Consider the following 21,528-nt stretch of genomic DNA (forward strand, 5'->3'; position numbering starts at 1 on the left):
ACTGGTCCTTTTCATTATATAAAAAGAGGCGATTTTTTTCTGTGATCTTTCAAGGATGAGCGAAAAACGAGAGGGAAAAAATGTCCCTCTCGTTTTTCACTACAGACTGACCTTTTGAGACAGCCTCGTTTAGTCATTGATTAAAGTATTTTTAAACCCGAAGCTTTAATATCTTTCTCAAAACCTAGCACCGTCTCAAGAGATACCTGTTGTGCAGATTTTCCTACATTGGTTAGTTTCTTAATAATTGTCGGAGGAACTGTGATAATATCTACACCTAATCTTTGTGCTTGAAAAATATTCAGCACTTCTCGTGTGCTTGCCCATAACAGATTAGCTTCAGGGTGTTCTTTCACAATACTTACACTTTGTTGAACGAACTCTGTAGGATCAACCCCTGTGTCTGCTACTCGACCTACAAAAATTGACACAATGTTTTTTGTTCCTGGTGCAAAAGCCGCCACTGTTTCTTTAACCTGAGCTATTGTAGCAATAGCTGTGACATTGATTGAAATACCCTTATCTGATAATTTATGGATAAGTGGAGCCGTACTTTTACCATCGGTCGTGATAATTGGAATTTTTACATATACATTTTTTCCAAGAGAATGAAGTAATTCTGCTTCTTTCAGCATTGCCGCTTGGCTATTACTAAAAACTTCAAAAGAGATGGAATAATCCGGAAATTCAGCAACGACTTGCTTGGCGAATGTTAAATAGTCAGTAATACCATATAAATCGTCTACTATTACAAAATTGTTCATGTTAGGGACTTTACGATTAATGAGTACTAATGGTATTTTTTTATTAACTAGGTCTAGAATATATGAATCCTCTAAACATGAATTTGAGATCAACAGACCATCATATGACTTGTCGATAAAAGAAGAAATGGTTTTTGACTGATTCTGTCCGGGACCGCAAACAAGAAGATTATAGCCCTCCTTTGATGCACGTATTTCTGCACCATGAATAATACTCGCGATAACAGGATTATAAAAATCAGATATAACTAACCCTAAAGTTTTTGTTTCTCCTTTTTTTAAATTTCTTGCTGCGACATTAGGATGATAATTCAATTCTTTAGCTGCCTTTAAAATACGGGCCCGTGTATCTGATCTTATTTTCAAATCAGGGTCATTGTTGATCGTCCTTGAAACAGTGGAAGGATGAACGCCCGTTAATTTTGCTATTTTTTTAACGTTACCATGTGATAAACGCTCCATCCTATCAGCATTAGATTTCTTACCTAATTATTGTTAAATGTCCTATTATATGCTTCTAAACAGGTACAAACTTCTTTAAAGAACGTGCAATTATTTTAATTTTATCATCTTTAGAATAGCTTTGCATCGTCTCTGCAAGGATTGGGTCATAGCAGTCAATGATAATTGTACGAATTATAAAATCCAAATAGGATTGGCACGGCAAGTACGATTGTGTACAGTGTGATTGAAACGGCCAAATGAAACGGGCTTCGCCCTTTTCATTACCTATCCTATCTCTTTGAACAACTTCTAAACCTCGGCAGAGTCACAGAAGAAGCTGTGAATTCATTTCTTCCATGGTCTGAAACGATTCCATGAATACTGACTATTCACAAAAGCATAAATAATATAAGCGTCAGCCCTCACTTTTTTCAAGGTGGGGGCTGACGCTTATCTCTTAGGGAGCAGCACACAATATCCTGGTAAAAATTGAGTATCTTCGATTGCCACGTATCCACTCTTCATTTCTGCTAAAACCATGGGATTCGTTCCTTTTTTAGCTGATTGAATCCTGTTTTCTCTCCAGGTTCATATTTATAACCCCCAATTTTTTTCTTATAACTCCTTTAAAAGTTTGATATTTCACAATACCCATTTACCGTTTACTTTAAACCATTTTACACCATAACCTGAGCGCTCTTATAGCTAATGATTTAAAAATCAGTAGCACTGTCTTTATGATTATTGAAATGAACAGGAGTGTTTACCCATCTATAAATAGACGTCAAATAACCGCCATCTACTGTGCAGATGACGGTTATTTTTATGGGTAAATACCGTCGGCCAAACCGACTAGACCACTTCGACGGTGAAAGTCGATATCTTAAATTTTCCTCTAAATATTACAGCATTTTTAGACATGCTGCGCAAAATATTTTTTTGAGAAAAACTTTCACGGACTCATTTGATCCTTCGGCTGCTTTTCCAGTTTACTGCTGTGAATAAAATAGAATATTGTTAACTCTGTTCTATTCTACATTCATTTGGATTTTCCTTAACAATTGCTTACAGGGGGTTGCCTTAGAAAATGTCCGTTACATCTAATGCAGCTTGACTGTCAGATGCGACTTTACCAACGAACGTTTTTTTCTCACCTGAAAATTAACAAAGAAATTATGCTCATTTTCTAAGCCAGATTATAAACTCGGGAAAGACCCTACCTTGTCAACTTTAAAACACCATTCTGTGATCATACCTTTCCATTACTGCGCAACCGTTTATTGAGGTTTGATCTGAACATCCGACAGCCCTCGATAACTCTAGCACCAATCGGATCTGGGTTATCTTTGAAGTTCACGAATTCCATTGTCATCTGATTGATCTTCTCGCCGGTCGTCTTGTTTGTGATGCGTACTTTGTAGCGAATTGCAGCCCAGTCGCCCACGATAAGCATGTTGTAAGATTCACCCAGCTCCATGTCAAAAACCTCGAACAGGTTTCCCATGGCGTCTTTATACTGCTGGAGAGTCCATTTTGGACCATAGACATTGTAATGGGCATCCGGCTCGTACAGAGTGTTACACCATTTTAGCCATGCGTCATAACCACCGTTCCAGTTTTTAAAACCATTCTGTAAACGATCCCTGATTGCTTCTTCAAAATTCTTGTCCATTTCAGATTCATCCTTTCCAGTTGGTCGTGCCTGGCAAGCCGGGTTGATGTTTTTACCCTTTGCTTTGGTAGAAAGACAACGATCAGAGTTCAGTTTCCCGTCGGCAGAGACACTCCGGCCTCTTTGAGCGTTCGGGCAAGCGCCTTCATATAGAGATTGGCATTATCACTAAAAGGACCATGCACGCCGATTGCCACATCAAGGAAAGCGTTGAAGTCTTCATTGTCCATGTTTAATACAAAAATTAGCATCTCAATCAAAAACGCCCTTTCTTTTATAAATTGTCCCCTGAAGTTGGCCAATCAAAATCCAATTTCAGGGGACTTTACTATAACCGAGTATTCAATTGATTTTTAAGATGAAGGTCATCCATCAGCATCTTGGTGTGATATGTCAGTTTTTAAAGAATTCTGCGGCTTTAGCTTGAAAATTTTGTCTGAACCCTTTTGTAATCATTCTCTATAGGAGGAGTCCCAAATCTTTTTAAAGCTTTTACAATAACTTGATTTCTCGTCGGCTTGCTTGGCTGCATGCAGCAATTGCTCCTTTAGAACCGTTTAGTTGATCTAACGCAATGCAGGCTCCAAGTTCTACTGCAACGTTTTGCCAAATCCGGTTAACCTACACCAAAAGGAACAGAGACAAAAAGAACCTCTGCCATGATCAGGTCATTCTTGCTGTTGAGACCGTTGTGTGTAATGGACACCTGTGTATTGAAGCAGTTTCGTCTGCAAGACATAATCACGAATAATAAAACTCTACAGAACACTCAGGTTTGACAGACCCATGTTGTGCACCGCCATCACGACGGTGTACGGCGTATCCCGAAATGTCTCGAAAATCAGTGAAAAGTCCTTTGTGTCTTCCAGGCAATGATAGGAGCCGAACCCGACAAAAATATAGGAGTTATCCATTCTCTTTCACTCTTCTTCCGATAAAAAGTATTCAGAAGTGTCCACAAAATTCAAAGATTCTTTGTGTGGTAGTTCAGTCCCAGGAAATGCCTTGGCATTTTAATGGAATAAAGTTCTTCCAGCTCGCAAGCCAGCAGCGTGTATTTCGAATCAAGCCGCGCGATCGCTGCATTTCCTTTTTCTGAACCTCTGAACCGTCGACACCCTTCATAAAATCCCTTCACAGCGATATTAATAAATAATACGTTTGCCATTACTTCTTCTCCTTATGATTTTGTTTTATGTGCGATTGAACTATAGATACTCAATAAACGGAAAAAGTATCTTTATATTAAAAAAGTCCTACGCATGCTCAAAATCATGGGATGGACATGTGCAGGACGCTTTTCAAAAGAAGCGTCTTCTAAATTAATCATTCTGCGGCTTTTACTGTTTCATTTAGACAACTTTTTTTCGGTACAGTTTTATTTGCGTCTGGGAAAATCAAAACCGCCATGCCTGTGACGGCCTCCGAAAGGAAAATCCTTTCTTTCCGAACCGTCAAAAGAGCTTTCATCGAAAAATCGCGGATCATTGCTGCCCATCGCTCCCCAGCCAAAATCTTTTGTAAAATCGTCCAGTTCGCCTTCTTTTGCAAAAGATTTCTCCAGGTTTTTCGTCAACTTGATCAGCAGAGCAAGAAGCTGTTGTTTTTCTTCGCTGGTCAGACCGGGGAACCATTCATCATAAGTTTGCTGTTGGTTTTTTATAATATTTTGAGCGGTTTCACGGCCTTTTTCTGTCAGGTAGATCTCAATGATACGCCTGTCCTGCTCAGCACCGCGTCGTTCAGCAAAACCGCCATTTTCCAGTTTGGTCACCAGTTCACCGATGGACGCGGGACGGATCTGAAGGGCCGTGCCCAGTTCCTCAACCGCTGTCAAAGGCTCAACACCATTTTTTTCTGTCTTTTCCCGTTTTTATTTTGCATCTCCGTTGGTAGGAGATTCATCTGTAATGTCGCAGCTCTGCGCAAAAATTGAATGCAGGCGAAAACGAAGATTCAGCGTCAGACAGATCTACCTCTACCTAATAAGAGTTACAAACGATTGGTCTGCCGCCATGTTCTGTATTCTCGTTCACTTATGGGAACCTATCCACCCCCGGATATTTATAAAGATTATTAACAGTACTATCATTTTATCATTTATAATAGTGAAAAGTATTATGATAAATTTAAGGTTAAAACGGAAGGTGATGTCACTTTGGATTTGGAATTTATTCTCCGCTTGGGTGTTGCTGGTATTCTCGGAGCACTTATCGGAATTGACAGGGAAATCCGCTCAAAAGATGCTGGCATCCGGACACATTTTCTTGTTTCGCTTGGAAGTGCATTAATTATGGTCGTTTCCCAATATGGCTTTCAATATATTATTCATGAAAAAGATGTCGTCCTTGATCCAAGCCGTGTTGCTGCCCAGGTAGTTAGCGGTATCGGCTTTATCGGCGCCGGAACGATTATTGTTCAGAAAAAATTTGTCCATGGTCTAACAACGGCTGCAGGCATCTGGACGACTGCCGGTATCGGATTGACCATTGGCGCAGGTATGTACTGGGTCGGGATTGGAGCAACAGTTCTGACGCTCATCGGGCTGGAACTATCGAACATTTTTTTCAAATCACTGAGAAGCAATGCCATCTATTTTAAAATTTTGTCAAAAAGCAAAGAGCCACTGAATCAAGTGTTGACTTTGTTTGATCAAGACACGATTTTAAACTATGCCGTGAAGGAAAAAAGCAGAGATAAAGATGAAAATGTCATCTACGAAGCCACTCTAATCGTTAAAATAAAACATAAAAAGAACATTGCAAACACAAGGATTATCCAAATTCAGAATATAGACGATATTATACTAGAAAATGTAGAATAGGTGCCGACAATCAAATTGGCTTCCCGGGCGAAATCCTCGACAGTTTAAAGCAACAGGCGGAACAGCCATTTTAAGCAATGGTTTGCCCCGCCTGTTGCCCTCACTTAGCCCCTCGTACTATGCAGGGAAAAATATCACCATCGGCAAGCTCAAGAGTGGAAGTATCCAGCGGTAACGGTTTTAGCAACAGAACTCTTTTATCTAGATACATCATTGCCAGAGAAGACAGAGATAGCTTCCCGGCATGAATCGCACATCTAACAACTGTAAAGCCGCAATTTTCGACGCAAAGATGCTGAAAGCACACGAGGTTACTGTGTAGCTAACGTCGAAATTTCCTGATTCGTGAGGTGGCGTTTAAAGAATAGTGAATAATACTTTTGCATATCCGTTTTGAAGGCCTTCTGCCAATCTGCGTCATCGGGACAGCAATCCAGGGGCATTTATTCACCCAGCGTCCAATTTTTCCGAGTACGGTCAGTGAATCCATGGACGCCGAATCCACCGAGGACAAATCCAGTTGAAAGCGAAGGGCGATGGAGCGAAGACACGCCACCCAGTAATCAATCAAAGCAAAAAACCAACGGTTCCACCAAACAAAGTAGCGTTATCCGCCGCGATATCATTCTCACTGGAAGACGAATGGCTTTTTCAAAATAACGGGCTTCATAACGTTTATAAGGTAGAAAAAAAATCAGGAAGTTCATGGTGAATCTAATGACAGTCCACACACTGAAGACGCCGAATCCGTAGGGCGGTCTTTTCCCCTGTGTCTCTTATGTATTTTCTCAACCGGCTCCCGATGACTTTGAGTTTTCCTCCACAACATGGACAAGGGACCTTTCCATACATGAATTATTGCATTACATATCCACGAAACTTTAAAGATGTTTCTAAAAAAACGTTTTAAAAATAAAAGATAAATAAATTACAGATTATGTATGCCTAGTCAAGAGAAAGATTTTTTTCCTGTGCAATGACAATTAATTATTAGCCCATAATAAGAATTATATAAAAGAAGACAGTGAATCAAAGATAAAAAGGTTTTTAACAAGGATCCCCTTTCTTTGATCCATTTACATATAAAAGAATCGTAATAAGTCCAATATGCATTTTAGTCAGGCTATTGAGAAACATCACCAATTAACTACTAATGAGGTTTCATTAAAAGAACATAAATCAATTTAAATGAATATCTTCCTTATTTGTAATTTTTAAATTAGTAGCACATTATACGTAATTAATGAAATAAAGTAGAATATTTACCCATTTTATATATAGGTATCAAATAACCGCCATCCGCTGTACAGGTGACGGTTATTTATGGATAAATACCGCTGAACCGACAAACCAAGCAAACTGATTAGGTCATTCCGACAGTGGGAGTCGAATTTAAAGGGGTGAGCGCTTATTTATCAATGGTTTCAGGCCATTTCGCCCCCCTCCATCTACCCCTCAAAAGAGAAATTGCTTGAGAACTTAATAATCCTTAGCCTCAGGTGGTATGAATGACAAAGTCCCTCCGCGCCCCGTGCTGAAATTAAGATAAAGTAAATTATTGATTGAACAGTCATTAAAAGACGACTACTTAGAGTGTACCTAAATTGAAAAAGTAAAATCATTCTACAGGTTGGCAAAAAAATATGGATTGAGGAAGATTGAATTAGAAAGGATTGCGCAAATGCCTGATGAATTTTAGCATGATGTGATTCACTTAGAAACTCGATTATTACGGATAAAAATGGCCGACTCGCGATGAGCCGGCCATTTTTATTAAAAAGTTTTTGATCCGATTCAAGCAAACAGCAGTACAGAAAGATAAACACCCATCAAGGTGATCACCAGAACAGGCAGGGTAATAACAACACCGATTTTAAAATACTGCCCCCACCTGATTTTGACGCCCTTTTCGGACAGCACATGCAGCCACAAAAGCGTCGCTAGCGAGCCAATCGGGGTCATTTTCGGACCCAGATCGGCACCGACCACGTTCGCATATACCAGTGCCCGGCGCATCAGACCCGTCATCGGAGTGGCATCGATCGAGAGGGCATTAATCATCACCGTCGGCATATTGTTCATCAGAGCTGAAAGAACGGCAGAAACAAAGCCCATCATCAGCGTTCCGGCGAAGAGTCCGCCTTTTGTCCCTTCCTCAATCACATAGGCAAGCAACTGGATAATTCCCGCATTTCTTAGGCCATAAACCACCACGTACATACCCAAAGAAAAGAAGACGATTGCCCATGGGGCGCTCTTCAGGATGGCTGTCGTCTGGATAGCCGGGCTCCGGCTGCCGAGAAACAGAAAGATAAAAGCGATGGCGAGCGCGATAAAGGATACCGGAATTTTAAACAGACTGCTGACAAAATACCCGGCAACCAGGATGATCAGGACGAACCAGGAGAGATGAAACATACGGATATCTTTCAATGCGGAAGCAGGATTTTTCAGATCAGACATTGCGTAATGATGTGGCCAGTCCTTACGAAAATAGAGATACAGAACCGTGACACTGGCAATCAGTGAAAAAACGGTGGGCAGGAACATGTGCAAGGCGTAACGGCTGAACGTGATCCCGAAGAAATCAGCCGAGACAATATTCACCAGGTTACTGACAACGAGCGGAAGCGACGTCGTATCGGCGATGAATCCGCAGGCAATGACGAAAGGAAAAACGTGTCGTTCGTCGAATTTCAGCGCCCGGACCATGGCCAGAACAATGGGGGTCAGGATCAATGCTCCGCCATCGTTGGCAAATAAAGCAGAGATGAAAGCGCCCAATATAGAAATAAAGATAAACATGCGAATACCGTGGCCTTTGGCTAATCGCGCCATATGTAAGGCTGCCCATTCAAAAAAGCCGACGCGGTCGAGAATTAATGAAATAATGATGATCGCCACAAAGGACAGAGTCGCGTTCCAAATGATCCCGGCCACGGTCCAGACGTCATTCAGGTGAACGACCCCAACCAGTAAAGCAAGCACGGCACCGCCGCAGGCCGACCAGCCGATCGACAGATTTCTCGGCTGCCAGATCACCAGCGTCAGTGTCAGTAAAAAGACAATGATTGCAAAAACCGCAGACATGCCACTTCCCCTTTTCTACTTATTAAAAAAGTCAAAAATAAAGTGGAGCCAGAATAGAGCGTATTCTAGCTCCAACCCGTTTATTCAAGCATGGTTTACTTGTTGCTTAACAGCAGCCGGAAGAGCCACAGCCGCAGGAGCCTCCGTCAATGACCAGTCTTCCCTCATTGACACTGATCGTCAGAGCATTCGTCTGTTGCTGCGCCTGTTCATCCATGATCACGGGAACACCATTAATGACCGTCGTTTGCTCATTTGATTTCTTTGCATCCAGGCCAAAATTCAGCGACACGCCGCAACAGCCCGGTTCGGTAAAAACACGCAGACAATCGCAATTGTAATCCTTCATGCTTTGATTTAACATCTGTTTCGCTTCATCCGTTACTTTCAACATTTTTCTCTTCTCCTTTTTATAGTCTTAAGATTGTTTCAATTCCTGCACATTCAGTCCCTTTTCCAACCAGGGAACGACAACAAAACGGTGTCCTGAATCTTCCGCGATGCGCTTGAACCAGTCCGCCTCTGCTGTTGCCCGTGCTTCCAGTAAGGGATCCTCTGTTTCCGTCATCATTAAGCTCTGATTGATGACCCACCAGGTCGGCGTAATACCGGCACGTGCCAGGTCTTTAGCCAGCCGTTCAGATTCAAACACCGGTGTGGTTTCCGCCAGTGTAACAATGACGACCGCTGTTTCCCTGGAGTCTTTTAATCGGGGCAACAGACGCTGCACGGAGGCAGGGACTTCACCTGCCGAATGGGCAATTTCCCGATGATAAGCCTCTGTGGCATCGAGAAGCAGCAAAGTATGGCCGGATGGGGCCGTATCAATCACAACGATTTCATCATCTGCTTTTTCAACCACATCGGCGAATGCCCGGAAAACCGCGATTTCTTCCGTGCAGGGCGAACGAAGATCTTCTTCCAGATAAGCGAGCCCCTCCTCGTCCAACTGATCTTTCGAGCGATCCAGCACACTTTTTCGATAGTCCTGAACCTCTTTTTTCGGATCAATCCGGCTGACCGTAATCTGTTCATTTTCAAACGAAATAGGATCAAAATGGCCGGCCGGATCGGTTGTTGTCAGATGGACCCGGTTCCCCCGTGCGGCCAGTTCCATAGCAATCTTTCGAGCGATCGTGGTTTTACCAACACCGCCTTTTCCCATCGTAAAGATGATCCGCTGTTTTTTCCTGGCTAAGTCATCAATTAACACCGGGAGTTCAGGATAACGGGGCCGCTCTTCCCGACGCGCAACCCCTTCGGCAGGATAGGATGGCTCCGAGAAAAGTCTGCGGAGGTTCGCAATCCCCGTCATATTGAAGGGGGCAAGAAAAATATCAAAAGACGGAATGTTTTTCAGTGCATCCGGAAGATCAGCCAATGCCTGATTTTCGCGTTCAATAAAGGCCTGCGTTAAGGCGTCTTCAGCCTTCGTCTGTTTCAGTCGTCCATTGATCAGCAGATATTGATTTTTCATGCCGATTTTCTTTAGTTCCTCAGATGCCCGGGCAGCTTCCTTGATCGCAGATGTTTCAGGCCGTGTCACCAGCAGCAATAGGGTTCTTAACGGATCCGAAAGGGCCTGAACCGTTTCCGAATACTGATTTTTCTTGTCGCTTAAGCCTGCGAGAGGGCCGAGACAAGAGGCTCCGTGAGTATTCTCATTGAGAAATCCGCTCCACGCGGTGGGCAGCTGTAAGAGCCGCAACGTATGTCCTGTCGGTGCCGTGTCAAAAATGATGTGGTCAAAAGTTTGGACCATAGATGGATCCGTCAGCATTGAAGAGAAAGCATCAAAAGCCGCGATTTCAACCGTACAACTCCCCGAAAGCTGTTCTTCCATCTGCTTCACGGCCACTTCGGGTAATCGTCCACGATAGGGACCGATGACTTTTTTTCTATAATTGTCGGCCGCTTCTTCCGGATCGAGGTTAGAAACATAAAGACCGGGAACCTCAGAGATTTCCTTAGATGACATCGTTAATGGGACATTAAAAACATCCTGCAGATTAGAGGCCGGATCGGTACTGATCAGCAGAACCTTCTTTCCCATATCTGCTAAGGCCACAGCCGTCGCACAGGCGGTCGAGGTTTTCCCGACCCCTCCCTTGCCGGTAAAGAACAAAAAGGGTGTCAAATCCATCGATTGAGGATGCAACAAGCGAGACATATCGATCTCCTTCTTTCGCTTACTGGTTTATCACGTTAAGCTTAATCTGGAACTGCTGCTTTTTACTGATTTCATCGATGGATACGGCCGTCCAGTCGGCCAGTTCCTGATTACTTGGATAGCTCCCCTTCTTAACCACTTTTCCATCGCCAACCGTCACCGGAAGGACATCCATGCCTTCAGATGTTAATAGATCCTGGATAGACTGATTATTGGCAAAAGCGTCCGGATGACTGGTTAAGTTAAAACGTGAAATGTTCACGTTCTGTTTTCTTAAATTGTGCACCGCCCCGGTTATCCGGATCAATTCTGGATCAATGCTGGGGCCGCAAACTCCAGTCGAACAGCACATCGCTGGTTCAAAAATCTGAATAGTCTTCATCTGGACTGATCTCCTTTTAATGATTTAGTGACTGTTCTTCCTCCGCAAACTGCTGAATCCGCCTTTCAATGCCATCCCGGACACGCTGGAACACGGCCCATATTTCTGCCTCGGTCCCCTGAGCCTTTGCCGGATCATCGAAACCCCAGTGTTCGCGTCTTACCTGGGGCGGCGTCATCGGGCATCGTTCTTCGGCATCGCCGCATAAAGTGACAACCAGATAGGCCTGATTGAGCAGATCCCTGTCAATCAGCTTGGATTTTTGCTGTGAGATATCAATACCTACTTCCTTCATTGCCTTCACGGCATTTGGATTGAGTCCGTGCGCTTCAATGCCGGCCGAACGGACGTCAAATGCTTTTCCCAAATATTTTTTCCCGAACCCTTCGGCTATCTGACTGCGGCAGGAATTGCCCGTGCAGAGGAAATAAATGATTTTTTTTGTCATGTTTCCGATTCCTTCCAGATCATTTTTTAAAGTCCATATACGATGATGTATTGCCGTTTATCCAAATCGGCACTCCGGATTCAGGCAGCTGCCCACATTTCGGTCGGGCAGGGAATGAATGATTACGGACACATATTCGGGCAGCTGTTCATTCAGACTGTAATACACCCAGGTTCCCTGTTTGCGTTCGCGAATGATACCGGCAAGGCGCAGCTTCTTAAGGTGCTGACTCATGGCCGGCTGAGAGACGTTTAATAGGTCGACGAGTTCACAGACGCATAATTCTTGATGCTTCAGATAAGAAAGAATCGTCAGTCGTGTTTTATCGCCCAGAAGCTTTAAAAGGGAAGACATCTCGGTCACATCTTCAATGACGGCATCCAATATATTCACCCCCAACTATATTTCAATATCTTTATATTAAAATACACTTATATATTTTGCAACTAACTTTATCTAAGGCCTTATTATCAGAGCTGTTTTTTTTTCAATCACATGAACAAGCAACTGGATCATTCCTGCATTTCTCCAATATACATGCCCAAAGAAAAAGAGACAGGCGCCCATGGCGTGTGCTTCAGGGGAGAATTTTTAGATTGCCACTCCCTACCAAAAACATGGATTAGGGTTTAACGGCCTGAATAGTCGACGATACAATATACTTTTCAATATCTGTTCCCGGGCTCCATTCTTTAATGAATTTTTTGGATTCGTCTTTGGGGCTGATCTCAATTTGTGTAAACCCATTTTGTTCCAGCATGTTCTGGAGATCAGCGATCGAAGAAGCTCCTGACATGCAGCCTGAGTAGGAAACGTCTAAGTCATTCTTTATTGCGGCAGGCAATTCAGCCGTGAGCACAACATCCGAAATTGCAAGCCGTCCGCCTTTTCTTAGTACACGAAAAGCCTCTTTAAATACTTGGGGTTTATCCGGTGAAAGATTAATCACGCAATTCGACAGGATGACATCAACGGACTGATCGGCAACAGGCAAATGTTCAATTTCTCCCAAACGAAAATCAGTATTCGTGATTGATCCCTTAACAGCGTTTTGCCGAGCCCTGCTGATCATTTCCGGAGTCATATCCACTCCTATAACCTGACCGGTTTCACCTACCTGACGAGCAGCAAGAAAGCAGTCAAATCCTCCGCCACTTCCCAGATCAAGGACACTTTCACCAGGTTTTAATGAGGCAATAGCCTGTGGATTGCCACAGCCCAAGCCTAAATTAGCTCCTTCAGGTGCCGCATTTAATTCTTCAGGAGAGTAGCCAAGCTGTTCAGATACATTGTTACGGTCAACCTGAGTATTACAGCACGCCGCTTCAGAGGAACAGCCACAAGATGGGGCGGAAACATCCTGAATAGCGATCTTTTTATATCGGCTCCGAACGTTTTGCCTGATTTGGTCATTAGATAGTGCCATATTTTCCAACTCCCTTTTATTTAGTCCATTGTTCTCCAAAACCTTTAGCCATCTGACTTAAGAATTTCCGAGGCAGAGATAGTAAATGATTCTTTTGCCAGGTTCACGATTCTTTTTAAGTATTGATTTCCTGGTTGAAATAACGTTTTATAAGTCACGACACACAGCTTAGGCAGAAAAGAACAGTCAGTCGTATCCTCATCGCCCAGAAGCTTTAGCTTAGAAAGAAAACATTTCGGACACGTCTTCAATAACAGCGGCCATATATTCGCCTTCTTTTATATATCGATATTTTTATATTAAAACACGCTTATATATTTTGCAACTAACTTGAACTTATTATTGAAGTTGTTAATACCTCTATCCGATTTCCCCTGCGCATTTGTTCTACTACAGGGACAATCACATAAAAATGCCGATAACAAAGGAGCTGAAGCAATTATCCAAATACAAGTTGTTATACGCCGGTGTGGGGTCGAATATATCAGATATATACCTATTCTATAGAGCTTTTAACATACCTTGTACAAAATTTGTGTAAAATACTAAGTAGAAAAAATAGATCAAAAGCATTACCTCCCTACGACCTATAATTATTCCACGAGAATGATACTGATTCCCTGAAGGGACAGACAATTCAATATATCTTTAATAAAGATTCATAAACATCAGAGGGGAATTGTTGTCGTTTCATTTTTTCTTAACTCAATTCCATCTTACAAGCAGTTGGATTTTCCTTAACAACTGCTTGCAGGGTCGGCTGCCATAGAGAATGCCCGGTACTCCATTCAATATAATGCACTTTGACTGTCAGCAGCGGCTTCAGCCAACAGATGTTTTTCTTTTCCCGAAAATTAACAAAGAGGGTATGCTCGTCTTTCAGGCGAGCAGCCCGTTCTGCAAAAAGCTGCCACTCCTCTGCAGGCAACTTTCCAAGTCAGCAGTGACCAATATAGACAAGTTGATCTTTCGTGTTATAAGGCCCCAGCAGAATTGAATGGACGTTGCTCTCCCCGTAGGAGAGGCCACCCACAACAGCAACGACATCTTTATAGTTTTTGATCTTTCGTCAGTTCGCATTTTGATGCCCGATCCAATAGGAACTGTCGATTTTTTTCACGACAATTCCCTCCATGTCCATTGCCGAACCTTATTGAACAGATCATGACTATTGGCATAATTAGGAGTCAGCTGTATATTCTTCTGATGGAGTGAGCATTTTTCTAAGTATGTCCAAACACCTTTTCCCGTTATAGTAAAGAAGATCAAAGACCCTGCAGTAGACTGGCATGTTCTCCATAGTCAAACTTATTCGATCCGCTTTGCGTATACTATTCCGCTTCATAGATTTCCGAAAAAAATCGAATCGTTTTCACTGACCGCATACCATTATTTCCAAAGCCAAGGTCTTCATTAGTCACACTTTCCATGGCCTGGACAAAAAGCATCTCCATGTATCTGGATAAATTCTGTTATCGATTCAATCGTCTCCTGTTGCGCGACAGCAAAGTTACCTATAATGAGCTAACGGCATAATCAGATAACGTTTTTTAAAGGGTTCAGAGTGAAGGAATGTCATCTCCGGGTTTCTCCAAGTAATACACGGGCACTCTCATTTTACATAAAAAATAGGATGAAGAAAGCCAAAGACCAATTTGACGATAAAGTAATAAGAATAAAAGGGTATTTATAGCGTAATGAGTTCGAAATTCTTGCGAAGAAAGGGATATTGTAAGGTTAAAAAAAATAGAAAGGCACATATTTGTTAACTAAAATCATTGATATGTTGACATATATCATCTTCCTTTCTAAAATTAAAAATGTATCTAATTCAATAAGAGCATAGAGAAATATTAAAGAACTCATCGATATGGCATTGTTTGTTACTGCTCTGGCAACGATCAGCGTCAATCTTTGGCAAATCGTTGCGACCAATGTGTCCATTATCATTCTCTATCTGACCGACACCCCATAGGTATAGCTGACAATATTTTTGGATCAGCTACTCTGAAAATGAGTGAGTTTTAAATTCATGGAGTTGTATTTAAGGCGTTTATGGTTGCCGTGTTTGCTGTTAAGCTGCGTGAGCGGATCCGTGCCATCGGTAAAACATCTTTAGATCAGGAAATAGGAAGCTACCGGGGGGAAATGAAAATCTCATGAATATCACAGAGACTTATAAAAGCTCGGCTGAAAAATGGCCGGAAAAAACGGCGATATATGATCAGAACGGCCGCCTGAATTATCGTGAATGGGACGCAGCTGTTTCGCATGCAGCGGAATGGCTCGAGGGCTGCGAAGATACGGATAACCATTGTGTCGGGTTCTTGCTTGGAAATAACCGATCTTGTCTGATTATGTTCGCAGCAACGGCTAAAATTGGCTGGACAGCTGTTCCTCTTGATCCGCGATGGGCACGTTCAGAATTAGATGCAAAAGTCCGTTTAGCCGGATTAAAACTGATCATCACTGAACCTGCTTGGACGGACAAATGCAGCTTTACATCCGTTCATATCGCAACTGCTATCGAAATTCAGAAAACTGCGATCCGCTCCGCAATGGGATATGAATCAAAGGAAGACGATCAGCCTTTTTTCTTTGGATTTACATCAGGATCTTCGGGCGAACCAAAGGGTTTTGAACGTTCACAGGACTCCTGGGTACATAGTTTTGATTGTAATCGTCGTGATTTGCAATGGACTTCTGATGAACGTATTCTTGTTGCCGGATCGCTTTTCAATACGCACTTTCTCTATGCGGCGGTCTGCGGATTGTATCTTGGCGCTTCTGTTATCCTTCTGCCGGCTTTTTCCGCAGATATATGCCTGAGGTTGATGGAAAAGTTCCTTCCTAGCCAGATTGTGGTTGTTCCAACTATGCTTGAATCACTGCTTGCTGAAAAAAGGTCCTGGCTCGGTCATTTTCACTGGGTCTGTTCCGGAGCAAAATGTGCAGTCGCTACAAAAATAAACATCGCCAGTCTTTTTCCAAACAGCCTGCTCGATGAATTTTACGGAGCTTCAGAGCTGAGCTTTGTGACGCTATGCCGGCAGGAAGAAAATGCACCTGCCGATTCGGTCGGACGTCCGTTTTTCAATGTTTCAGTGGCCATCCGTGGGGAAAATAATTCCTGGATTCAGGACAATCGTCCCGGGGAGATTTATGTCAGGGGGCCGCTTCTCTTTGATCACTATGTGACAGCCTCCGGAAATACAGAACTGCCTCAAATCGAAGGTTGGGTGACAGTCGGTGACATTGGCAGTCTGGATCCGGACGGATACCTGTATATTATCGGGAGAAAAAACGGAATGATCAATTTTGGCGGATTGAATATTTTCCCCGAGGAGATTGAAAATGTGCTGAAGAATTGTCCCGGAGTGGAACACGCGGCGGTGCTGGGCCTGCCGGATTCTCACTGGGGCGAAGTGGTCGTCGCATTTATCCAGATGAAAAGAAGAGTTCACGCGGATAAAAAAAGACTAAAACATGAATGCCTCAGATGCCTGACCCCTTATAAAGTGCCGCGGCTCTGGTTTTTTCCGGAAAAGATGCCTTATACAGCGGGTGGAAAAATTGATAAACAGTTGCTGGGCAGACGACACAAGGAGGCAGCCAATTGGAAGAAGCAGTGATTGTCCGTGCCAAACGAACACCGATATACAAGAAAAACGGGCGCTTCGGCCACTTAGGCGTACATGAATTGCTCTCCCCTTTACTCCGGGCAGTCGGTGGCGACGTGGTTTCTCTGATTGATGATGTGATTATCAGCAATGCGGTCACACCGGGTGGAAACGTAGCCCGGTTGGCAGCACTTCATGCCGGCTTTCCCGAAACCGTGCCGGGGATCACACTTGACAGGCAATGCAGCGGCGGTTTGGATGCTGTCCGCTTTGCTGCCGCGTTGATTGAGAGTGGAATGGGTCATTGCTATATTACCGGAGCTGCAGAAAGTCCCAGCACAGTACTAAGGCCGCGGGCAATGTTCTCAACGCCTGAAATTGGCGATCCCGACATGACTGAGGCTGCAGAGAATGTGGCCCGCCGGTATCGAATCTCAAGGAAAGAACAGGATGCGTATAAGGTCCGATCCTATGAACGGGCATGGTGCAGCTGGAAGCAGGGCTTTTTTAAACGATGCATTGTTCCCGTAACAGGTTGTGCCTCAGATGAAGCTTTTAAAAGAAAAAGACCGATGCAACGTTTAGTTGAGAGAGCCCGACCGCTTAAAGCCGGCGGTACAGTAACGGCAGCAAATAGTAGCGGTATTCATGACGGCGCTGCTGTGTTGCTGGTTATGAGCAGGAGTCTGGCCCGGAAATTATCCCTTACGCCGGTACTCACAATCATTTCAGGTAATACTGTCGGTTTTTCACCGCTCCTTCCATCAATCGGTCCGGTAAAAGCTTTGTCGGAACTTATGGATAAGCAGCACATGGTTCCTGCCGATCTGGACCGAATTGAAGTCACCGAAGCCTTCGCCGTTAAAATCGTAGCGGCAATAAAGCTTCTGCATTTGCAGGAAGAGCAGGTGAACTGCCATGGCGGCGCATTAACGATCGGCCACCCTTTCAGTGCGTCAGGGATCATACTTTGCATCCATCTTTTTTATCAGGCACTAGAAGAACATCTTTCATATGTCGCTGCAGCAACAGGAAGTGGCGGCGGTGTCGGAACTTCTCTTCTTTTCCATGGCATATAATGGAGCAGTTCGGCCCTTATATAATTTCAGGAGTCTGATGTGAGTTATTAGAACATGAAACACAGGAGGAATTCTACGGATTGAAAAGAAGATAGAATTGAGTCAGCTAAAAACGGAACAAATCCAATGGCTCTTGCAGAAATGAAAAGCGGTTTACGCGGTCATAGGCGATCAGCGCACGGAGAAAAATGGATGACATACTTAGAAGCTGAGCAGGCGAAGCAAAAGGCATTGAAATAAAGCATTTTTAAACATATCGCAAAATTCGCGCAAAAATATATATTTTTTTCAATCTCTCTGATTACTGTCCCTCAATTTCCTGCAAACGGTCTATTATGGTGTCTCAAAATAGCCCCTTCTGGCAACTCAAATACTCCATATGTTTTATATTTGTCTTTATATTTTTTATAACGGGTTAAAATTCTCTCGTCATCGTTTAATAAAAAGTCATTAATATAAATAATACCATTGGGTTTTAAGACTCTCTTTATCTCATTTAGAATCGAGTCTTGTTCCTGATCTTTATAAACACAGGTGAGGACAGCAAGTAATAATACAGCATCAATGGAATTATCCTCGAAAGGTAATTTAATAGTCTCCCTTCCAGTAACAAAAAAAGGAGGAAAAAACAAAATGGCTAAAACATCTTTAGTTATTAAGCATAGTAGAGAACAGAAGTATCATGTAAGATCATATACACGCTGTGAACGCTGTGGCCGTCCGCATTCGGTACTCAGGAAATTCAAATTATGCAGAATTTGTTTTCGTGAGCTTGCCTACAAAGGACAAATTCCCGGCGTTCGGAAGGCAAGTTGGTAATCATCATCCCTCAATTATTAAGGGACTTTTTATTGCATTGTTATGCAGGACTGCGAATTAATGAACCGCTTTGCAAACCTTAGTTGCTGCTCTACATATCACCTCGTCAAAAAAGTGATTTCTGATACCCGTCCGTGCAGCCACCGGGTTGATCTACAACGTTTCCTTCCATATTACCCCTGCCTCCCCTTCGCATGCTTCGTTCGCCTTATTCGATCGCTCAGCATCTCGTCGTACAAGGGATTTCTCTTTATCAGCTGATTCGCTCCTGCCATCGACAAAACAGACTATTTCATTCATCCATGTATCCCCTTCATGATCACTTGTCCAGTCATATTGTGTATTATCAAGTGAAAGGAGGTGTTCTCTTGGGATACGATGATGGATCTAGTAGCGGCTATAGTGGAACTAGCATGAACTTTGCTCTGATTGTTGTGCTATTCATTCTGTTGATTATTGTCGGCACTGCTTTCGTGTATTAAAAACAAATGCCGTATCCATAGCCATAGGTAACCCCATACGGGCCTCCCCCTTCTTCAAAGAGCATCCTGACCCGGATGCTCTTTTGATTTGCTTCTCACCATTTTCTCTCCTTAACCTCTTTCCAATCGTTATGCAACCACGTATTCGATACGGGTCCTACAATATGCGTACAGCATTAACTCCATCCATCTCCATTCCCACCTAGAAGCTGAACTGCCCATTTAGACGTTTTATCCATTCCACATTTATCCTCCCGTACATATACTGCATTATCCCGTGACAGAGGGGGTGTCACTATGGGAGCTCCAGTTGCTGGTTACGGATGTGGAGGTGGATATGGTTTAGGTAGTTTTGCACTACTTATTGTCCTGTTCATTTTGCTGATCATTATTGGTGCCGTTATCTGGTATTAATCTCCCATGCCGCCGTGTACCCCAATTCATACAACATCTCATGTCAGGGACACCTCACTCAGGTGCCCTTTTTTTACTCTGAATTTTTTCCTCTTAACTTCTCTCCATCCGTCCCGCAACCGCGCATTCAGGTCGTGTTTCTGCAGCGGCTCATACAGGTGAACTTTCTGTCGGCCTTCCATCCGGGTTCAGATTAATTTCTCTTGAACGCATCATTATCGCTCCTCTGCTTGTCCATTTGATCGAGCACATCATTCAGATCACTCAGCTTGTTCTCAACTCGATCTAAAATCTGATTCGCTTGTTGAAGTAATGACCGATTTTTATGGAATGGGGTACTCACATTTTCCGCCTCGTCTCCCTAGTATCGCTGATCTTTTTACTGACTGCCGCATTTGGTGAAGGCCTTCTCCCTGGATTCGGTCCACTTATTGGAATATCTGTCAGTTCAACTGGTGGGTTTTTGTAACCAAAACGGCAGTAGGATACGGCGATATATCGCCCGTAACTCCACTTGGCCGTATTATTGCAGTGATACTTATGATCTTTGGTATTGGTCTTATTGGACTTGTCACAAGCGCATTGACATCAATATTCATAGAAGAAGACGAAGACAAGAAGGATCAATTGACAAATATAATCAATAAAATAAGCGAGTTAGATGATGAGGATAAAGAAATTATCCGTAAATACATAAACAGAAGCAATAAAAATATTTAAAGGGGAGTAAATATAATGGCTTCATTTCGAAAATCAAAAAGTGGCCGGAAGGCTTTCCCTTTTCAATTTATTTTTTAATCTATTTACACAGGATTATTTAAACACCCAATGAGCTATATTGTTGTGGAAGTAGAAGGTATATGTAACACTAAATGATATAAAGGAGTTCCAAATTCGTATCAGGGTTTAATAGGACTCTCAAAATTTAGGAGGATAAGTATGTCTACATTTAATTTAGGCGACAAGGTACCCGATTTCACTCTTCCAGCAGTTAATGGAGAAGAATTTTCTTTTGTATCTCATCAAAGCCAGCATAAAAGTTGGCATCTCATTATCTTTTTCAGAGGAGCATGGTGCCCTGTTTGTGTTCACGATTTAAATGAGCTTGAAGAAAGCAAAACTTATTTTGAAGGCAAGAATGTGCATCTTATTGCAATCTCAACCGATCGGATTGAAAATTTAAAGAAAATGGTTGATGAGCAAAATCTTACTTTTAATGTCTTAGCAGATGAAGATTTAAAGACGTTAAAAGCATATGATGTTTTTTATCATGGAGAAGATGCTCCATATGAGGATCATGGCACACATGGAGAGCCAGCGTATTTCTTAGTTAATGAAAATGGACAACTGCTATATCAACAAAGACAAACAAGTCCATTTGGGCGCCCATCATCTACTGAACTTCGCAAGATCGTCCAATATATTAGGAAAAATTTAAAGACGAATTAATAATAAGAAAGGGCGCAACTGCTGAACAATGAGTTGTCGCTTTTTTTCTAAGACGATCAGAATAGCTCTATAAATTATTGAATGTAAATAATTAAGAAACCCAGTTCAATCTTCTCATGTGAAGGTAAGCTGGATTCTTAAATTAGGGTGTGCAAAATAACACTACTCTTCATCAAATGGATCAATATTCTTTAATATGTTCCCATTTTATTCTATCTATTATTTACTGGACAGTCAAAAATTTTAGGATGCTAAGAAATCAGTAATTCGTCTTGTACTTCAGGTGTTTCCTGCTTTTCCTGAATTATTTGTGTTAGGGTTAAATGCTGGTTTCGGGCAAACCGTTGAAAAATCGTTTGGCGTAAATGAGCCATGATCGTGGCCTCTGAAGCTACCCCTTTGGACGGTGTCCTTAAAAAGCGGAAAAGTTTACTTTTCCGCTGGC

General features: G+C 42.7%; 24 protein-coding genes and 2 pseudogenes. 9 read left to right on the top strand and 17 right to left on the bottom strand.

Going from position 1 to position 21,528, the window contains the following annotated elements:
* Window positions 1-140: 140 nt before the first annotated feature.
* From OYT88_RS20165 to OYT88_RS20190, 6 genes are all read right to left on the bottom strand, one after another.
* Window positions 141-1,226 (bottom strand): transaldolase family protein, encoded by a 1,086-nt coding sequence (locus tag OYT88_RS20165; protein WP_274402163.1) that lies wholly within the window; start codon window positions 1,224-1,226, stop codon window positions 141-143.
* A gap of 1,231 nt (window positions 1,227-2,457) precedes the next feature.
* Window positions 2,458-2,880, bottom strand: coding sequence for a nuclear transport factor 2-like protein (locus OYT88_RS20170; protein ID WP_274402164.1), 423 nt, complete (start codon window positions 2,878-2,880; stop codon window positions 2,458-2,460).
* An 89-nt stretch (window positions 2,881-2,969) separates the two neighbouring features.
* Window positions 2,970-3,140, bottom strand: coding sequence for a hypothetical protein (locus OYT88_RS20175; RefSeq protein ID WP_274402165.1), 171 nt, complete (start codon window positions 3,138-3,140; stop codon window positions 2,970-2,972).
* A gap of 498 nt (window positions 3,141-3,638) precedes the next feature.
* Window positions 3,639-3,794, bottom strand: coding sequence for a hypothetical protein (locus OYT88_RS20180; protein ID WP_274402167.1), 156 nt, complete (start codon window positions 3,792-3,794; stop codon window positions 3,639-3,641).
* A gap of 50 nt (window positions 3,795-3,844) precedes the next feature.
* Window positions 3,845-4,048: a hypothetical protein gene (locus OYT88_RS20185; RefSeq protein ID WP_274402168.1), complete on the bottom strand. Its 204-nt coding sequence runs from the start codon at window positions 4,046-4,048 to the stop codon at window positions 3,845-3,847.
* 210 nt (window positions 4,049-4,258) lie between these two features.
* Window positions 4,259-4,717 (bottom strand): MarR family winged helix-turn-helix transcriptional regulator, encoded by a 459-nt coding sequence (locus OYT88_RS20190; protein ID WP_274402170.1) that lies wholly within the window; start codon window positions 4,715-4,717, stop codon window positions 4,259-4,261.
* A gap of 321 nt (window positions 4,718-5,038) precedes the next feature.
* Here OYT88_RS20190 and OYT88_RS20195 point away from each other — a divergent pair, with 321 nt between their 5' ends.
* On the top strand, window positions 5,039-5,704 hold the full coding sequence (locus OYT88_RS20195) for an MgtC/SapB family protein (RefSeq protein ID WP_274402171.1): 666 nt from the start codon (window positions 5,039-5,041) through the stop codon (window positions 5,702-5,704).
* Between the two features lie 714 nt (window positions 5,705-6,418).
* Here the strand turns inward: OYT88_RS20195 and OYT88_RS21055 are convergent.
* The 9 genes from OYT88_RS21055 to OYT88_RS20235 all read right to left on the bottom strand — a co-directional run bounded on the left by OYT88_RS21055 (window position 6,419) and on the right by OYT88_RS20235 (window position 14,148).
* A complete protein-coding gene (locus tag OYT88_RS21055; protein ID WP_443217551.1) occupies window positions 6,419-6,556 on the bottom strand; it encodes a DUF6431 domain-containing protein in 138 nt (45 codons plus the stop codon).
* Window positions 6,557-7,498: 942 nt separating this feature from the next.
* A complete protein-coding gene (arsB, locus tag OYT88_RS20200; RefSeq protein WP_274402173.1) occupies window positions 7,499-8,794 on the bottom strand; it encodes an arsenic transporter in 1,296 nt (431 codons plus the stop codon).
* Between the two features lie 106 nt (window positions 8,795-8,900).
* The gene (locus OYT88_RS20205; RefSeq protein ID WP_274402174.1) at window positions 8,901-9,188 is read right to left on the bottom strand and encodes an iron-sulfur cluster biosynthesis family protein; all 288 of its coding nucleotides are present in this window, start codon (window positions 9,186-9,188) and stop codon (window positions 8,901-8,903) included.
* A gap of 24 nt (window positions 9,189-9,212) precedes the next feature.
* Window positions 9,213-10,964 carry an arsenical pump-driving ATPase gene (gene arsA / locus OYT88_RS20210; RefSeq protein ID WP_274402175.1) on the bottom strand — a complete coding sequence of 584 codons (1,752 nt, stop codon included), beginning with the start codon at window positions 10,962-10,964 and terminating at the stop codon, window positions 9,213-9,215.
* A 19-nt stretch (window positions 10,965-10,983) separates the two neighbouring features.
* Window positions 10,984-11,346: an arsenite efflux transporter metallochaperone ArsD gene (gene arsD / locus OYT88_RS20215; protein WP_274402176.1), complete on the bottom strand. Its 363-nt coding sequence runs from the start codon at window positions 11,344-11,346 to the stop codon at window positions 10,984-10,986.
* A gap of 16 nt (window positions 11,347-11,362) precedes the next feature.
* Window positions 11,363-11,794 (bottom strand): arsenate reductase (thioredoxin), encoded by a 432-nt coding sequence (gene arsC / locus OYT88_RS20220; RefSeq protein WP_274402177.1) that lies wholly within the window; start codon window positions 11,792-11,794, stop codon window positions 11,363-11,365.
* Between the two features lie 57 nt (window positions 11,795-11,851).
* Window positions 11,852-12,178 carry an ArsR/SmtB family transcription factor gene (locus tag OYT88_RS20225; protein ID WP_274402178.1) on the bottom strand — a complete coding sequence of 109 codons (327 nt, stop codon included), beginning with the start codon at window positions 12,176-12,178 and terminating at the stop codon, window positions 11,852-11,854.
* A 238-nt stretch (window positions 12,179-12,416) separates the two neighbouring features.
* Complete coding sequence (locus tag OYT88_RS20230; RefSeq protein WP_274402179.1) at window positions 12,417-13,220, bottom strand: arsenite methyltransferase; 804 nt, start codon at window positions 13,218-13,220, stop codon at window positions 12,417-12,419.
* 700 nt (window positions 13,221-13,920) lie between these two features.
* Window positions 13,921-14,148, bottom strand: a complete 228-nt coding sequence (locus OYT88_RS20235; RefSeq protein ID WP_274402180.1) for a hypothetical protein — start codon at window positions 14,146-14,148, stop codon at window positions 13,921-13,923.
* 454 nt (window positions 14,149-14,602) lie between these two features.
* Here OYT88_RS20235 and OYT88_RS20240 point away from each other — a divergent pair.
* The 3 genes and pseudogenes from OYT88_RS20240 to OYT88_RS20250 form a co-directional block, all read left to right on the top strand.
* Window positions 14,603-14,708, top strand: a pseudogene (locus OYT88_RS20240) (transposase); the annotation flags it as partial.
* 671 nt (window positions 14,709-15,379) lie between these two features.
* Entirely contained in the window at window positions 15,380-16,852 is a 1,473-nt protein-coding gene (locus tag OYT88_RS20245; protein WP_274402181.1) for an AMP-binding protein, read from the top strand.
* Window positions 16,837-17,919 carry an acetyl-CoA C-acyltransferase gene (locus tag OYT88_RS20250; RefSeq protein ID WP_274402182.1) on the top strand — a complete coding sequence of 361 codons (1,083 nt, stop codon included), beginning with the start codon at window positions 16,837-16,839 and terminating at the stop codon, window positions 17,917-17,919. Before OYT88_RS20245 ends, OYT88_RS20250 begins: the two co-directional genes overlap by 16 nt.
* Before the next feature lie 311 nt (window positions 17,920-18,230).
* Here the strand turns inward: OYT88_RS20250 and OYT88_RS20255 are convergent, their stop codons facing one another.
* Window positions 18,231-18,551 carry a methyltransferase domain-containing protein gene (locus tag OYT88_RS20255; RefSeq protein ID WP_274402183.1) on the bottom strand — a complete coding sequence of 107 codons (321 nt, stop codon included), beginning with the start codon at window positions 18,549-18,551 and terminating at the stop codon, window positions 18,231-18,233.
* 1 nt (window position 18,552) lies between these two features.
* Between OYT88_RS20255 and OYT88_RS20260 the strand changes: the two genes are divergently transcribed.
* From OYT88_RS20260 to OYT88_RS20280, 5 genes are all read left to right on the top strand, one after another.
* On the top strand, window positions 18,553-18,738 hold the full coding sequence (locus OYT88_RS20260; RefSeq protein WP_274402184.1) for a type Z 30S ribosomal protein S14: 186 nt from the start codon (window positions 18,553-18,555) through the stop codon (window positions 18,736-18,738).
* Between the two features lie 368 nt (window positions 18,739-19,106).
* A complete protein-coding gene (locus tag OYT88_RS20265) occupies window positions 19,107-19,220 on the top strand; it encodes a YjcZ family sporulation protein (RefSeq protein WP_443029686.1) in 114 nt (37 codons plus the stop codon).
* Window positions 19,221-19,517: 297 nt separating this feature from the next.
* Window positions 19,518-19,634, top strand: coding sequence for a YjcZ family sporulation protein (locus tag OYT88_RS20270; protein ID WP_274402186.1), 117 nt, complete (start codon window positions 19,518-19,520; stop codon window positions 19,632-19,634).
* A 438-nt stretch (window positions 19,635-20,072) separates the two neighbouring features.
* Window positions 20,073-20,354 carry a potassium channel family protein gene (locus tag OYT88_RS20275; RefSeq protein WP_274402188.1) on the top strand — a complete coding sequence of 94 codons (282 nt, stop codon included), beginning with the start codon at window positions 20,073-20,075 and terminating at the stop codon, window positions 20,352-20,354.
* Window positions 20,355-20,573: 219 nt separating this feature from the next.
* Window positions 20,574-21,083 (top strand): peroxiredoxin family protein, encoded by a 510-nt coding sequence (locus OYT88_RS20280; RefSeq protein WP_274402187.1) that lies wholly within the window; start codon window positions 20,574-20,576, stop codon window positions 21,081-21,083.
* A gap of 251 nt (window positions 21,084-21,334) precedes the next feature.
* Here OYT88_RS20280 and OYT88_RS20285 read toward each other — a convergent pair.
* Window positions 21,335-21,528 (bottom strand): annotated as a pseudogene (locus tag OYT88_RS20285) (hypothetical protein); the annotation flags it as partial.

The sequence above is a fragment of the Sporolactobacillus sp. CQH2019 genome, from assembly GCF_028765345.1.
Classification (GTDB): Bacteria; Bacillota; Bacilli; order Bacillales; family Sporolactobacillaceae; genus Sporolactobacillus.

What these genes read in the sequence shown, in the direction of transcription:
- OYT88_RS20165 (WP_274402163.1), bottom strand. Translation starts at nt 1,226, where the DNA reads ATGGAGCGTTTATCACATGGTAACGTTAAAAAAATAGCAAAATTAACG.
- OYT88_RS20170 (WP_274402164.1), bottom strand. Translation starts at nt 2,880, where the DNA reads ATGGACAAGAATTTTGAAGAAGCAATCAGGGATCGTTTACAGAATGGT.
- OYT88_RS20180 (WP_274402167.1), bottom strand. Translation starts at nt 3,794, where the DNA reads ATGGATAACTCCTATATTTTTGTCGGGTTCGGCTCCTATCATTGCCTG.
- OYT88_RS20185 (WP_274402168.1), bottom strand. Translation starts at nt 4,048, where the DNA reads ATGGCAAACGTATTATTTATTAATATCGCTGTGAAGGGATTTTATGAA.
- OYT88_RS21055 (WP_443217551.1), bottom strand. Translation starts at nt 6,556, where the DNA reads ATGTATGGAAAGGTCCCTTGTCCATGTTGTGGAGGAAAACTCAAAGTC.
- arsB (WP_274402173.1), bottom strand. Translation starts at nt 8,794, where the DNA reads ATGTCTGCGGTTTTTGCAATCATTGTCTTTTTACTGACACTGACGCTG.
- OYT88_RS20205 (WP_274402174.1), bottom strand. Translation starts at nt 9,188, where the DNA reads ATGTTGAAAGTAACGGATGAAGCGAAACAGATGTTAAATCAAAGCATG.
- arsA (WP_274402175.1), bottom strand. Translation starts at nt 10,964, where the DNA reads ATGTCTCGCTTGTTGCATCCTCAATCGATGGATTTGACACCCTTTTTG.
- arsD (WP_274402176.1), bottom strand. Translation starts at nt 11,346, where the DNA reads ATGAAGACTATTCAGATTTTTGAACCAGCGATGTGCTGTTCGACTGGA.
- arsC (WP_274402177.1), bottom strand. Translation starts at nt 11,794, where the DNA reads ATGACAAAAAAAATCATTTATTTCCTCTGCACGGGCAATTCCTGCCGC.
- OYT88_RS20230 (WP_274402179.1), bottom strand. Translation starts at nt 13,220, where the DNA reads ATGGCACTATCTAATGACCAAATCAGGCAAAACGTTCGGAGCCGATAT.
- OYT88_RS20245 (WP_274402181.1), top strand. Translation starts at nt 15,380, where the DNA reads ATGAATATCACAGAGACTTATAAAAGCTCGGCTGAAAAATGGCCGGAA.
- OYT88_RS20260 (WP_274402184.1), top strand. Translation starts at nt 18,553, where the DNA reads ATGGCTAAAACATCTTTAGTTATTAAGCATAGTAGAGAACAGAAGTAT.
- OYT88_RS20270 (WP_274402186.1), top strand. Translation starts at nt 19,518, where the DNA reads ATGGGAGCTCCAGTTGCTGGTTACGGATGTGGAGGTGGATATGGTTTA.
- OYT88_RS20280 (WP_274402187.1), top strand. Translation starts at nt 20,574, where the DNA reads ATGTCTACATTTAATTTAGGCGACAAGGTACCCGATTTCACTCTTCCA.